Origin of the sequence: Microbacterium sp. SS28 (assembly GCF_022761035.1) — a bacterium.
Classification (GTDB): Bacteria; Actinomycetota; Actinomycetes; order Actinomycetales; family Microbacteriaceae; genus Microbacterium.
The window spans coordinates 15,951-29,237 of record NZ_JAKWJP010000005.1; the positions used below are offsets into that span (position 1 = coordinate 15,951).

Annotated in this window: 12 protein-coding genes; 1 reads left to right on the plus strand and 11 read right to left on the minus strand. The window is 67.3% G+C overall.

The features are described from left to right. Nucleotides 1–61 precede the first annotated feature (61 nt). The 11 genes from MJ607_RS14275 to MJ607_RS14325 all read right to left on the minus strand — a co-directional run bounded on the left by MJ607_RS14275 (nt 62) and on the right by MJ607_RS14325 (nt 12,847). Entirely contained in the window at nt 62–1,546 is a 1,485-nt protein-coding gene (locus tag MJ607_RS14275; RefSeq protein WP_243076277.1) for a glycoside hydrolase family 32 protein, read from the minus strand. Then, nucleotides 1,543–2,577, minus strand: a complete 1,035-nt coding sequence (locus MJ607_RS14280; protein ID WP_243076278.1) for an ABC transporter ATP-binding protein — start codon at nt 2,575–2,577, stop codon at nt 1,543–1,545. Before MJ607_RS14280 ends, MJ607_RS14275 begins: the two co-directional genes overlap by 4 nt. Further along, nucleotides 2,574–3,491 carry an ABC transporter ATP-binding protein gene (locus MJ607_RS14285; protein ID WP_243076279.1) on the minus strand — a complete coding sequence of 306 codons (918 nt, stop codon included), beginning with the start codon at nt 3,489–3,491 and terminating at the stop codon, nt 2,574–2,576. Before MJ607_RS14285 ends, MJ607_RS14280 begins: the two co-directional genes overlap by 4 nt. Beyond that, entirely contained in the window at nt 3,488–4,501 is a 1,014-nt protein-coding gene (locus MJ607_RS14290; RefSeq protein ID WP_374238066.1) for an ABC transporter permease, read from the minus strand. Before MJ607_RS14290 ends, MJ607_RS14285 begins: the two co-directional genes overlap by 4 nt. A gap of 39 nt (nt 4,502–4,540) precedes the next feature. Then, on the minus strand, nt 4,541–5,518 hold the full coding sequence (locus tag MJ607_RS14295) for an ABC transporter permease (protein ID WP_243076281.1): 978 nt from the start codon (nt 5,516–5,518) through the stop codon (nt 4,541–4,543). A 61-nt stretch (nt 5,519–5,579) separates the two neighbouring features. After that, nucleotides 5,580–7,247 (minus strand): ABC transporter substrate-binding protein, encoded by a 1,668-nt coding sequence (locus MJ607_RS14300; protein WP_243076282.1) that lies wholly within the window; start codon nt 7,245–7,247, stop codon nt 5,580–5,582. A gap of 62 nt (nt 7,248–7,309) precedes the next feature. Next, complete coding sequence (locus MJ607_RS14305) at nt 7,310–8,326, minus strand: LacI family DNA-binding transcriptional regulator (RefSeq protein WP_243076283.1); 1,017 nt, start codon at nt 8,324–8,326, stop codon at nt 7,310–7,312. A gap of 217 nt (nt 8,327–8,543) precedes the next feature. Beyond that, nucleotides 8,544–9,290, minus strand: coding sequence for a GAF and ANTAR domain-containing protein (locus MJ607_RS14310; protein ID WP_243076284.1), 747 nt, complete (start codon nt 9,288–9,290; stop codon nt 8,544–8,546). 43 nt (nt 9,291–9,333) lie between these two features. Beyond that, nucleotides 9,334–10,431 (minus strand): acyl-CoA desaturase, encoded by a 1,098-nt coding sequence (locus tag MJ607_RS14315; RefSeq protein ID WP_243076285.1) that lies wholly within the window; start codon nt 10,429–10,431, stop codon nt 9,334–9,336. A 239-nt stretch (nt 10,432–10,670) separates the two neighbouring features. Continuing rightward, nucleotides 10,671–11,717, minus strand: coding sequence for a glycosyltransferase (locus MJ607_RS14320; protein WP_243076286.1), 1,047 nt, complete (start codon nt 11,715–11,717; stop codon nt 10,671–10,673). Continuing rightward, entirely contained in the window at nt 11,714–12,847 is a 1,134-nt protein-coding gene (locus tag MJ607_RS14325) for a glycosyltransferase (protein WP_243076287.1), read from the minus strand. The genes MJ607_RS14320 and MJ607_RS14325 overlap by 4 nt, the downstream gene beginning before the upstream one ends. Here MJ607_RS14325 and MJ607_RS14330 point away from each other — a divergent pair. Then, nucleotides 12,846–13,148 (plus strand): hypothetical protein, encoded by a 303-nt coding sequence (locus tag MJ607_RS14330; RefSeq protein ID WP_243076288.1) that lies wholly within the window; start codon nt 12,846–12,848, stop codon nt 13,146–13,148. The genes MJ607_RS14325 and MJ607_RS14330 overlap by 2 nt on opposite strands. The last annotated feature ends 139 nt before the right edge of the window (nt 13,149–13,287 follow it).

A 13,287-nucleotide genomic window follows, 5' to 3' on the forward strand; every position in this document is an offset into this window, starting at 1 on the left:
CTCCACAGGTCACCTTCGAGTCCGGGCAGCGTGGCTGCGGCCGATGGGTGGGGCTGAGACGTCAGCGGACGGATGCGACCCGCCAGGCCCGCAGCGAAGCTCGGGCGCCGTCGAGATCGACGGCGATGCGTGTCGAGTCCTGACGTGTCGGGTAGACGCGGGCGGCGAGCGGAACGCCGTTCGCGAAGGCCTCGAGCGCGGAGTGATCCACGAGAACGCGCAGCCGCACCGCGTCGCCGTCAAGCGGCACACGTCCCGACAGCAGCTCTGCGTCGGTGCTCTCATCGAGACTGGACCGGGTCCGGTCGAGCGTAAGCTCCGCCTCGCCGCCGACCCGGCGCAGTCGGTAAACGGTCCGCTCCTGGCCGTCCGGTGTGGCGCGCACCGTCAGTTCGACCGAGCCGCCCGGAGCGAGCGTCGCCTCAAGCTCGAGATCGAGCTGATCGCCGTCGAGCGCGCGAGGGCTCACTCCAGCTGCGTCACCGTCGAAGAGGAGGTCGGCACGCAGGGCATCGACCTCCGGCGCCGGCGCCTGGTGCAGCGATCCGTCCGCACTCGCGGAGACCACACGCGGCAGCGACATCACCCCGGACCATCCAGCGGCGACGGCCGCGGCATCCGTCCTTCCCTCCTGCATCCATCCGAACATGAGGCGCCTGCCCGCCTCGTCCCGCATCGACTGGGGCGCGTAGAAGAAGCGGCCTCCCAGGTCGAGGCGATGCAGCGCCCGTGGTTCGAAGCGGTCGCCCCGGTAGTCGCCCGTCCAGTAGAGCGGATGGTGTGTCACGCCCTCGTCCCATGCGGAGAAGACGAGCACGTCCGTCGTGTCTTTCTCGGATTCGACGCGGAACAGGTCGACGCACTCCCACATCGTCCCGGTCCAATCCGGAGCTGTGCACGGCTGAGAATTCGCGTCCCCGACGAGCAGCGGTCCGATGTACTGCCACGAGCGAAGGTCGCGGGACTCGTAGAGGAGCGCGGTCCCGCCGATCCCGCGGATGCCGGCGCCGACGATCTGACGCCAGCGCCCCGCGGCGGCGTCCGATCCCGGTTCCCACCACACGCAATGGTCGCGGAAGGCGACGATGTCGAGGTCGCTCGGCGGAGCCGGGATGACCGGGTTCGCGGCATCTGTCGTCCACTCCAGCAGGTCAGCCGAGCCTGTGGCGACACACGGCAGTTCGATGCCGTCGTGACGGCCCGAGTACACCAGCGTGGGCACGCCGTCGTCGTCAACCAGCACACCCGACCAGCAGCCGTCCGCGTCGGGGCCGTCGCCGGGCTCCAGTGCGATCGGAAGGTGCTCCCAGTGCACGAGGTCGGTGCTGCGTGCGTGTCCCCAGTGGATCCGGTCGTGAACCGCGGCGAACGGGTTGTACTGGTAGAAGAGGTGGTACCAGCCGTCCCGCTGCGTGAGTCCGTTGGGGTCGTTCAACCAGCCTGCCGGTGCGACGAAGTGGAACGCAGGGCGGTGCGGGTCGAGTGCAGCTCGCGCCGCGAGATCAGTCGCTGCCGCGTCGGGGCGGGCGGACGTGTGGCTGGTCATGCGGCGTCGTTCCCCTGCTGGTCTGCGGGTTGTTCCAGTGCGGTTCCGGGCGCGTCCGCCGGCGGTGCGTAAAGACCGCAGCGCACCCAGTGCTCCGGCCTCTCACTGAGTCGGTGAAAGACCGGCTTCTCGGCAGAGCACGGCTCGGCTGCCTCTCCCGACCACCGGCACTCGGTGGGCTGCAAGACCTCGCGACGCAGCTGCGCACGCTCCACTGCATCGAATGGATCCGTCCGCTTGGGATCGGGAACCGCCGAGATGAGAAGCCGGGTGTACGGATGGGCGGGCTGTGCGAGCAGTTCCATCGCGTCTCCGCCCTCGACGAACTCGCCGGCGAACATCACGACGATGCGGTCTGCGAGATAGCGCGCCGACGCGAGGTCATGCGTGATGTACAGCATGGAGATGCCCTGCTCCTCGCAGAGGCTGCGCATGAGGTTGAGCACCCCGATCCGCACCGAGACGTCGAGCATCGACGTCGGCTCGTCCGCGAGCAGGAGTCGGGGGTTCACCGCCAAGGCGCGGGCGATGGCGATGCGCTGCCGCTGACCACCCGAGAGCTCGTGCGGGTAGCGGTCGAGCAACTCGTCGGGCAGCCCCACCTTCGCCATGAGCCGGCGCTTCGCCTGCTCGATCGCGGCCCGGCCTGAGGCGGCGCCGTGGATGCGCAGCGGGCGTTCGAGGAAGTGTCCGATCCGGTGGACCGGGTTCAGCGAGCCGAACGGATCCTGGAAGATCATCTGCACCGCCGAACGGTATTCGCGCGTCGCGCGTCGCTTCGAGGTGGCGATGATGTCTTCGCCTTCGAACAGAAAGGTCCCTCCGGACGGCTGCTCGAGCCGCGCGATGCAGCGTGCGAGCGTGGACTTGCCGCTTCCCGACTCACCGACGAGTGCCACGATCTCACCGTGGGCGATGTCGAGGTCGACCCCGCCGAGGGCGCGCACCTGCTTGCGAGAGAAGGACCCGCCGATCGTGAAGGTCTTCTGCAGTCCCCGCGTGGAGAGCACCGGGGTGTCGTGGTCGGTCATGAGATGGCCTCCGTGATCAGGTTGTCGTCGGTGCTCGGCGCCACCCAGTGGTTCGGCGTCACCGCTTCCAGGTCGGGGATGTCGCGGAACCTCACGCCCTCACCCAGGCCCTGAAGACGCGTGCGCGGACCAGCCATGGGAGGGAACGCGTTCATCAGCGCGCGTGTGTACGGATGCTTCGGAGAGTCGAAGATCTCTTTCGCGGGCGCGGTCTCGACGAAGCGGCCCGCGTACATGATCGCCATCCGGTCCGACAGCTCGACCATCAGCGAGATGTCGTGCGTGATGAAGAGGATCGCGAATCCCAGCTCCTGCTGCAGATCCTTGATCTGCGCCATGATCTCCTGCTGCACGACCACATCGAGCGCCGTCGTCGGCTCATCCATGATCAACAGCGGCGGCCGCAGGGCCGTCGCCATCGCGATGACGACGCGCTGCCGCATTCCACCCGAGAGCTGATGCGGGTAGGACCGCAGGCGGTCCCGCGGAATGCCGACGAGATCCAGCAGCTCACCGGCCCGAGCGATGGCCGTCTTCTTCGACACGCCCTCGTGGGTGGTGTAGATGTCGGCGATCTGGTCGCCGATGGTCATCACGGGATTCAGCGAGTTCATCGCGCTCTGGAAGACCATCGCCACCTGACGCCAGCGGAAGTCGCGCAGTTCGTCAGCATTCAACGCCAGAACGTCGGTTCCGGCGAATCGGATGGATCCGCCCGCGATGACGGCGGGGTCGCGCAGCAGGCGCAGGATCGCGTTGGCGATCGTCGACTTTCCGCAGCCGGACTCGCCGGCCAAGCCGAACACCTCGCGTTCGGCGATCGAGAACGTGACCCGGTCGACCGCGCGGACGGTGCGAGCCTCGGTCACGTACTCGACGCTGAGATCATCGACCTCGAGCAAGGGAGTGCTCATGGCGTGTGCTCCTTCTGTGACACGGCGGCCTGCACTGTGCTGTTCTTCGCGGATGCCGCCACCCGCGTGGGCTCATCAGGTGTGGTGCGGCGGCGGGGCCGGCGCAGGCGCGGGTTCGTCGTCTCGTCGACGCCGTAGTTGACCAGGGCGAGTGCGAACGCGACGAGCGCGATGCAGACGCCGGGAGGGACGAAGACCCACCAGGCCCCGGTAAGCAGCGCCCCGTCGTTGCTCGCCCAGTAGAGGTTCGTTCCCCAGCTGACGGTGCTGATGTCGCCGAGGCCCAGGAACTCGAGGCCCGCCTGCGCGCCGATTCCGAAGATGACGCACGCGAGGAAGGTGCTCATGACGATCGACGCCATGTTCGGCAGCATCTCTCGGAACATGATGCGGAGACCGCTTTCGCCGGTCACCTGCGAGGCACCCACGAAATCCTTTCCCCGGATAGACATCGCCTGGGAGCGGAGCACGCGCGCCGACCCTGCCCATCCCGTGATGACGAGCACCAGGATGACGGTGCCCAGCCCCTGTGGCAGGAACGTCGCCAGGATCACGAGCAGGGGCAGGCCGGGCAGGAGCAGGAACACGTTGGTGACGAGCGACAGGAGGTTGTCGACCCAGCGTCCGAGATAAGCCGAGGCCAGACCGACCAGGAGGCCGACGAGCAATGCCAGGATCCCGACCGAGAAGCCGACGAAAAGGGACGAGCGTGAACCCCAGATGTTCAGGGCGAGGACGTCCTGGCCCTTGGCCGTGGTGCCGAGCCAGTGCTCAGGCGAGGGCGGCTGGGAGCCGAATCCGGTGATGAGGCTAGGATCTCCCGGCGAGATGACGGGGGCGAAGACCGCGATCAGCAGGAAGATGATGAGGATCACGATTCCGGCGACCGCCTTGGTGTTGCCCATGACCCCCCGGAGGAGTCCTCCGCCGCCGCGCTTGCGGGTCGGCGGCGGTGCAACCTGAGGCTGGCCATCAGGGCCGGGCGCGGTGCCGAGACCGAGCTCGGCCATCGCCTGAGGATTCTGTGCGAGAGACATCAGTCGCTCCGTTCAGCTCACGCGCACGCGCGGGTCGAGCCGCACGTACACGATGTCCACGAGGAAGTTGGCGATCAGCACGAATGTGGTGATCGTCAGGAAGATCCCCTGCATGAGGGGGTAGTCGAGGTTCTGCACCGCCGAGAGCAGGGTGTAGCCGATCCCCGGATACGCGAAGACGACCTCGGTGAGGAGCGCGCCGCCGACGAGGAAGCCCAGCGACATCCCGAACGCGGTGACTGACGGGAGAAGCGCGTTGCGCGCCGCATAGTTCGTCCTGACGCGGTTGGGACGCAGACCCTTCGCCTCGGCCATGACGATGTAGTCCTCGGCGTTGGTGGCGATCATCGTGTTGCGCATCCCCAGCATCCAGCCGCCGATCGATACGAGCACGATCGAGGTGGCGGGCAGGATCAGGTGGTAGGCGACGTCGGCGATGAAGGCGAGGGTGAATCCGGGAGTCATACCGACGCCGAATGCATGCCGCACCGGGAACCACCCGAGCACCACCCCGAACACGTATAGCAGCCCCATCGCCAGCCAGAAGTAGGGGAACGAGCCGATGAATATGAGGATGGGCGGGACATACGAGTCGAGGACTCCGCCTCGGCGCCACGCCGCGAGGATGCCGAGAACGTTGCCGATGATGACGGCGATGAGGAGCGACACGAAGCCGAGGAGAAGCGTCCAGCCGATCACGCTTCCGATGACGTCGACCACCGGCGTCGGGAACCTCGAAATCGAGAACCCGAGATTGCCGGTGAAGACTTGACCGAGGTAGCGCAGGTATTGCTCCCACAGGGGGGCGTCGCTGAGTCCGAACGACTCCTTCAAGGCCTCGATCTGGTCGGGGCGCAGCTGGCCCTGCAGGCGCGCCACCATGCGCGACACCGGGTCTCCGGGCATGAAGCGGGGGAGGAAGAAGTTGAGGGTGATCGACACCCAGAACGCGACGAGGTAGAACCCGAAGCGTCGCAGCATGTAGGCCATGTTGTGCCTCCCAGTTCGTCCTGCTGCGTCGCGTCGGCGACGCAGCAGGACGAACTGTTTCTCAGTCGGTGATTACTGGCTCGAGGGTGGTGAGGACGAGCACTGTCGTCCGCGAGCGCGTCGACAGCGTCGCGTACGGGTTGTCCTCAGCGGGCCAGCCGGTGAACCGCTCGGTGCTCGCCGCCCCCCACTCGGGGCCGGGGAACAGCGGAGCGACCGGGGCTTCCTCGGCGAAGAGCGCCTGCAGCTGGTTCGCGATGTCGTGCTGCGCGGCCTCGTCGGATGCCGCGGCGAACTTTGCGAGCAGCGCATCGGCCTCAGGGCTGCCGTAGCGGTGATAGTTGTCGAACGTCTGCTCGCCGACCGGCTTCACCGTCTCGGTCCCCATCACGCCGCGATAGAACTGGTACGGCGTGGGCGCGTTGGCGCTCCATACGATGCCGGAATCGAACGTGCCGTTCTCGTAGCCGGCGACCACATCGCCCCAGTCCTTCGCCGCGACGGTGACCGTCACACCGAGCTCAGCGAGGTTCTGCGAGATGACGTTGCCCACCGAAACCCAGTCACTCGAGGTGGAGCCGACCGAGAAGTCGAAGGCGAACGGCGTGCCGTCGGGGAGGACGCGCTTGCCGTCTGCACCGAGGGTGATGCCCGCGTCATCCAGCAGCTCCCCCGCGCCCTCGAGGTCACGGTCCGTCCACGTGCACGCCTCGACCACCGTGTCGTCGCGCCATGTGTCATATGAGCCGCTCAGACCGGTGCAGTCGGCGGGATAGGTGTAGCCCTGCATCCCGATATCGGTCACCTGCTCGCGATCGACCGCCATCGACAGCGCCTTGCGAACATCCGGGTCATCGAACGGGGCCTTGGTCGTGTTGAACTGCCAGTTGATCATCGAGCCGGTGGGCGGGAACCAGTAGAACCGGTTCTCGGGGTCCTTCGCGACGTAGGCCTCCTCGATGTTCGGGATGAACTGCGGCGCCCAGTCCACGTCGCCGCTGGCGGCGGCGAGGTTTGCGCCGTCGTTGCCCGCGAATGCCAGCATGCGGATGCCCTCGATCTGCTGCTTCTCGGGCTGCCAGTACTCGGGGTTCTTCCCCAGGTCGAAGGACTGCGACTGGAAATTCGTGACCTCGGTGTAGGGCCCCGTGCCGACCGGCTCTTCGTTGGCGAACTTCGTGGGGTCTTCGACGTCGCTCCAGATGTGGGCGGGGGCGATGACCTGCTGCCCGATGTCGAGCAGTGCGGGTGAGAACGGCTGGTTGAAGTCGAACTGCACCGTGAGCGGGTCGACCGCGGTGACGGACTGGATGTAGTCGAAGCCGCCGCGGATCTCACGCTGCAGGTCGAACGAGAGTACGACGTCGTCGGCGGTGAACGGTTCGCCGTCCGACCACTTCACACCATCGCGCAGGTGGTAAGTGATGCCCGTGCTGTCGGGAGCCACCTCCCATTCCGTCGCCAGCCACGGGGTCGTGGAGCCGTCGGCCGGGTTGTAGATCAGCATCGATTCGTAGATCGCCTGCTGCGTCATCGGGAACTCGGGGTTCGAGAACGGGTTGAAGTTGCGGTCGAACGTCCCCATGTCTTCGCGGGGAATCGTCAGCAGCTGGGTGCCGTCCTGGGGGTCGGAGGAGTTGCTTCCGCCGGCACTGCAGCCGGTCAGCGCGAGTGCCGCCGACGCCGCCAGAGCGGCGGCGATGAGCACCGCTTTCCTGTGAACTGTCATGATGGGTGGTGTTCCTTTCTTCGTTGAAGCCGAAGGGGCTGCGTGTCGGCGGAGATGTCCAGTCAGACCGACGCGCGTTCGAGGAGCGGGCAGTCGACCGTCACGGTTTCCGTGACGGTCGACCGACCCGCGATGATGTCGGCGAGGAGTTCCACGCCTGTGGCGCCCATCTGGTCGAAGGGCAGGGCAACCGTCGTCAGGCCGGGTCTCAGGTAGGCCGCGATGAGCTCCTGATTGTCGAATCCGATGACGGCAACGTCTTTCGGGATGCGCAGTCCCCGCTCCTTGATCGCGTCGTACGCGCCCATCGCCATGCGGTCGTTGGCGCAGAAGATCGCCGTGGGCGGGTCGGTGAGGTCGAGAAGAGCGGATGCTGCGGCATAGCCGCCGTCGGCAGTTGCATGTCCGTAAAGCTCGAGACTCTCGTCAGGTGCGATTCCCGCCTCGAGCAGCGTCTCGTGGAAGCCGATACGTCGACCGACGGCGGCCGGCATGTCGGGGTCCAGGTTGACGAAGCCGATGCGACGGTGTCCCGCCGCGAGGAGGCGCTCGGTCGCACGGCGGCCGCCGGCGCGTTCGTCCGGGATCACGGCGGGAAAGCGGCCCTCGCGATCGAAGCAGTTGACGAGCACCGTCGGCACTTCACGGGCGATCTCGGGAATCGTCACGGCGCGGTGCCAGGTCGCCGCGTAGATGAGACCTTCGACCCGCTGTTCGAGCAGGCGCTCGATGACCGCAGTCTCGGCCGCGGGGTCGGACTCGGTCGACGCGATGAGCAAGTACTTCTCATCGACGAGCGCGCGGTCCTGGACCCCCTTGATGATGTCGACCGCGAACGGCGCCGTCACGATCTCGGTGACGAGTCCATACCAGTCGCTCCGCTGATTCGCGAGAGCCCGGGCACCCGCGTTCGGCCGGTAGCCGAGCTCAGCCGCGACCGCCAGGACGCGGGCTCGCGTCTCGTCTGCGAGCGCAACGGAATCCCGACCATTCAGTACCAGTGAGACCGCCGTGCGCGAGACACCCGCGTGCAGCGCCACGTCCTTCATGGTGACCGGGCGGCGAGTCGTCTTCGACATGAGCGGTGCTTCCGTGTGCTGAGGATTGAACTAACGCGGGTTAGGAGCGGGTGAAGTTCACACTAACCCGCGTTAGCCGACACGTCAAGCGTGAATCTGGGATGCCCCAGACCGATGCGGATCCTCCGGAGCCGCCCGCAGGCCTACGTCACGCGCACGTTCGGCGACACGGGCTCACAGTCGAGCACTCGACCGCCGAAGACGCCATAGGCGGCCGCTAGAACGACGGGTCACCCGGGCGCTCCGATCTCTCGGCGTCGCCGGAGGATCCCATGATGAGCTCGCGCGCGACCTCCGAGATGCGCGCGCGGCTGTCGCGGGCTCTGACGCGCAGCCGCCGGAAGGCCTCGTCCATGTCGACGTTCTCGGCGTGGGCGATGACGCCCTTGGCCTGCTCGATGAGGATGCGACTGTCGAGCGCGCGCTGAAGCTGGGCGCGCGCGACGGTCTGCTCCTTGAGCGTCTGCTCGTGCAGGATGCTGATCGTCGCGACGTCCGCGAGGCCCTGCGCCGCCTTGCGATCCTCGGCGGAGGCAGCCAGGTCGCGGTCGAAGAAGAGATTGAGCGACCCGAGCCGCTCGTTGCGCAGTCTCATCGGGACGGCGAGCACCGACTCGTAGCCGAGTTCGCGCACCGAGGTCGCGAACCGCGGCCAGCGCGCGTAGATGGTCGCCCACCCGCGGACGGCAACGATCTCACCGGAGCGGTACGCCTCAACGCACGGCCCTTCGTCGGCCGCGAGCTGCATGAGGCCGATGAGATGGCTGCGCTCGCTCGACGCCGCGACGACTTCGAGGCGGCCGTCGGCGCCCGTCAGCAGGATGCCGGCATCCGTCGCCGCGAGGATGTCGCGGCTGTGCTCCGAGAGCGTGCTGAGGAGGTCGACGACGTCGTACTCTGCAACGAGCGTGTCGGCCAGACTCACGAATGCGTCGACGAGGGCGCCCTCTCGGCTGGGATCCATCTGGCCGGGATTCTACGTCCGCAGAGCGTCGTCGCGACAGCGGTCACACCGTCTGACGCTGCAGGAGCATGGGGCATTCGAACGGGTCGCGTTCACCGAGACCGACGCGGTTGATGTAGCGCGTGACGATGCGATACGACTCCCACAGTCCCGTCTGCGTGTAAGCGACCCCGTGCTCGGCGCAGTAGCGCTCGACCGTCCGCGACGCCGCCCGAAGGTGCGGGCGCGGCATCGAGGGGAAGAGGTGGTGCTCGATCTGGTAGTTGAGCCCGCCCATCGCGACGTCCAGGATCCGGCTGCCACGGATGTTGCGGCTCATGAGCACCTGCCGCCGGAGGAAGTCGAGCCGCATGCCGGCGGGCACGAGGGGCATCCCCTTGTGGTTGGGGGCGAACGAGAGGCCCATGTACGCGCCGAACAGCCCGAGCTGCACCGCGAGGAAGGCGGCAGCGACCCCCGGCGAGAGCACGAAGAAGACGAGCGTCAGGTAGCCGCCGATTCGCACCGCGAGGAAGGCGATCTCGACCGTGCGGCGGCGCAGAGGCTCCCTCGACACGACTCGGCGGACACTCGACGCGTGGAGCGACAGCCCCTCGAAGAGGAGGATCGGGTAGAAGAAGAGGCCCTGGTGCGCCATGACCCACCCGAGCGCGGGCCCGTACTTGCGCGTGCGCCGCTCGAGCTGATCGGGCGTGACAGCGACGACCGGCAGCTCGATGTCGGGATCCGAGCCGATCTTGTTCGGATTCGCATGGTGGCGGGTGTGCTTGTGCTGCCACCAGCCATAGCTCATGCCGACCAGGAGGTTGCCGATCACCAGAGTCGTCCAGTCGTTCCACTTGCCCGAGACGAAGATCTGCCGGTGCGCGGCGTCATGACCGAGCATCGCGATCTGGGTGAACAAAACAGCCAGGCCCGCCGCCGTGAACAGCTGCCACCACGTGTCGCCGATGAGGACGAAGCCGACGAGCGCGGACGCCAGGACGACGACGGCGCCGATGAGCTTGCTCCAGTAGTAGCCGTACCGGCGGCGCATGAGGCCGCTCGCGCCGATGACCTTCGCGAGCTCGGTGAAGTCGTTCGTCCCGCGCTCACCCCGCGGCACGACAGGACGGACAGCGGATGTGAGTTGGTCGGCCATGTGCCCCGCTCCGATCGTCCGGCCGCAGCGATGTGCGCGCCAGGAATGTCGGGGTCTGGGACGTCCTATTGCTCAGGCTACGCCGATGCCGCGACGGGAGTGCGCCCTCGCGGCGATCTCACAGCCGCCCGCCCGTTCACTGCGAGACGAGCACGACCTTGCCGCCGGCATGGCCGCTGCCGATCTGGCGACGACGCGCGTCGGATCGTGCTCGAGGTGCGCAGAGTGGGCGCGGATCATCACGCCCGCACCAGTTCGAGCACGCCGAGGCGCCGTGCCTGCTGGTACGTGCTCAGCGCCGCGAGCGTCGATTCCGCTCCGCGGTTCTCGTTGCGTCCGTCGACTTCGAGCCCATCGAAGCCGGCGCCGGACCGGGGATCGAACATGGCGGTGGCGGCGTCGTTGTCACCTGTGAACCACGACCAGGCTGAGGCGACGCTAGCTCGCCACGAGGGTTCTCCGCTGAGATCGAACGCGCGCGCGCACGCGTCGGCGATGGCCGCCGCTTCGATCGGCTGCTGATCGAATTGGGCCGACCTCTGTGCGGGGCCACGTCCGCCGGTCCCTGTCACGGACAGGTGCCCGCGGTTTGTCTCGACATCCACGAGGAACCGCAGCATCGAAAGGCCCCGAGCCACAGCGCGTGGGTTGTCCGTTGCCCTGCCCCCGGCCAGGAGGGCCTCGGGGAGCGCCGCGTTGGCGTAGCGGAGCCGCGATTCTGGCCAGTACCAGTCTCCGTCCGGCGGGGTCGCGATCGACGAGATCCCGTCCAACACGAGAGCACGAGCCGAGAGGTCTTCGGGGTCTGCTGCCAGCACGTCCGCGGCTCCGAGCGTTGCGAAAGCCATCGCTCTGCCGTGCGGCGATCGGGCGGAAGCCCCGCGATGAAACGCGGTCAGCGCGCGATCGCGAGTCTGCTCGGTTGAGGCGTGGACGGCCGCGGCGCCGAGGGCTCGTACAGCTCGACCCCACCAATCGCCGAGCGCGGTCTCGTCTGTCCAGCCGCCGCCGGCTGCCATGCGGTTGTGCACCCGGCCGTCGACGTCGACGGCATCCTCCAGGAACCGAAGACACGTGTCCGTGAGCCGGAGAAGCGCCGGAGCCGGCTCAGGCTCACGCAGCAGGACGACGAGCGCTCGAGCGACGTCGTCGACGCAGTAGCCGTGATCACGGCGCGGCACGTCGAAGAGGGCGTGTTCGAAGACTCCGTGTTCGTCGGACAGCGCCAGGAGATGCGCGAAGCATGGAACGCCCTCGGAGCCGAATCCTTCTTCGCGTCCTGTCATGCTGCGACCGAGATCATGCGATCGGCGATCGCGCGGTATTGGTCGGCGACCGCGGGCCACGAGGAATGGCGGGTATCGCGCAGTGCGGCATCGTGCATCTGCTGTGCGAGGCCTTCTGCCCCAACGATCGCGCCGAGTGCCGCGGCCATCGACTCCGCGTCCTGGTGCGTTGCAATAAGTCCCGCCCCACGGCCCAGCAGCTCGACCGCGTGCGGGAATCCGGTCGCGACGACGGGGATTCCTGCCGCCACAGCCTCGATGAGTACCCCCGACGTTGCTTGGTCGTGCGAGTCGTATGGGAGCAGAACGACGTCCGCGTCGGCGATCAGTTCCGCGAGCTGTGCGGCGTCGCGGTAGCGGTTGTCGAGGGTGACGATGTCACCCAAGTCGAGGTCGGTGATGAGCTCCTGCAGCGCTTCACGGTATTGCTCGCCCTCATGAGCCAGCACTTTCGGGTGGGTTTCGCCGGCGATGACGTACTCAACGGAGGGGACGGTGTAACGCAGCTGTGCGATCGCGCGGATCCCCCACTCGAGCCCCTTGCCCGGTGAGATGAGTCCCCACGTCAGAATCCGCTTCGAAGCGGTGTGCTTCGTCGCGGCGGCCGCGCGAGGAACTGGAACGCCGTGGGGGATGACGCGAACCTTGGATGGCTTGACGTTGTACGTCCGGTTGAGGATGTCGCGAGCGTTGTCGGTCATCACGACGACGGTGTCGGCTAGCCTGCACACCGTTTCGAGCACTGCTCGTTGGTGAGGAGTGGGCGCGATGAGCACCGTATGGAGCACGACGATCGCGGGCGTCGACAAGGATCGAAGCAACGGGATGATCTCGTCGCCGTCGGGTCCGCCGTAGATGCCGTACTCGTGCTGGACGATCGCGACATCGCAGGCGTCGAGCGCGCGGACGGCTGTGCGCATGGTCACCCGATCGCGCCCTATCAGCTCCGTCGCGGTTGGGATGCGGCCGATCACCACAGGACCGGGGCCGCTGTCCCTGACATCCAGCACCCGCACGATGGTGGGTTGGCGGGCATCATCTGCAGCGAGTTCGCGGGCCAGCGCTTCCGTGAAGGTGGCAAGCCCGCAGCGGGTAGGCGGATACGTGGACAGGAAGCCGAAGTGGGTCATGGTGACCATCTCTGTCGGCCCGGAGTCAGGCGACGCCGAGTTTCTTCGAGACGTCTGCCAACGGCATCCCTCGTGGAACTACGCCTGCATCGCCGCGGTCCGGTTACACGTCGGGCCGAACCCGCCGCGCTGTGTTCCGCACCCTACACCACCCTCCTGCGAGGCCTCCTGGCAGGCCGAGCAGTCGGCCGAGCTGGTCAACCACGGGACACTGAAGGTCTACCCCGGGGCGCCGCGTGGCATGTATGGCGAATTCCGGACCGAGTTCGGGCAGGATCTGCTCGCCTTCATCGCACAGTAGCGCGAGCAACGGGCCGCAACCGAAGATCGGCGCAGAAGCGGGGCGTCGCCTCTACTGTGGCGCCTCGTTTTCGGCGCGCCCATGGCCGGACGCCTCGGCGCACCACTGCGGGTCTGCACAAACTCGCGAGGTGCCCTGT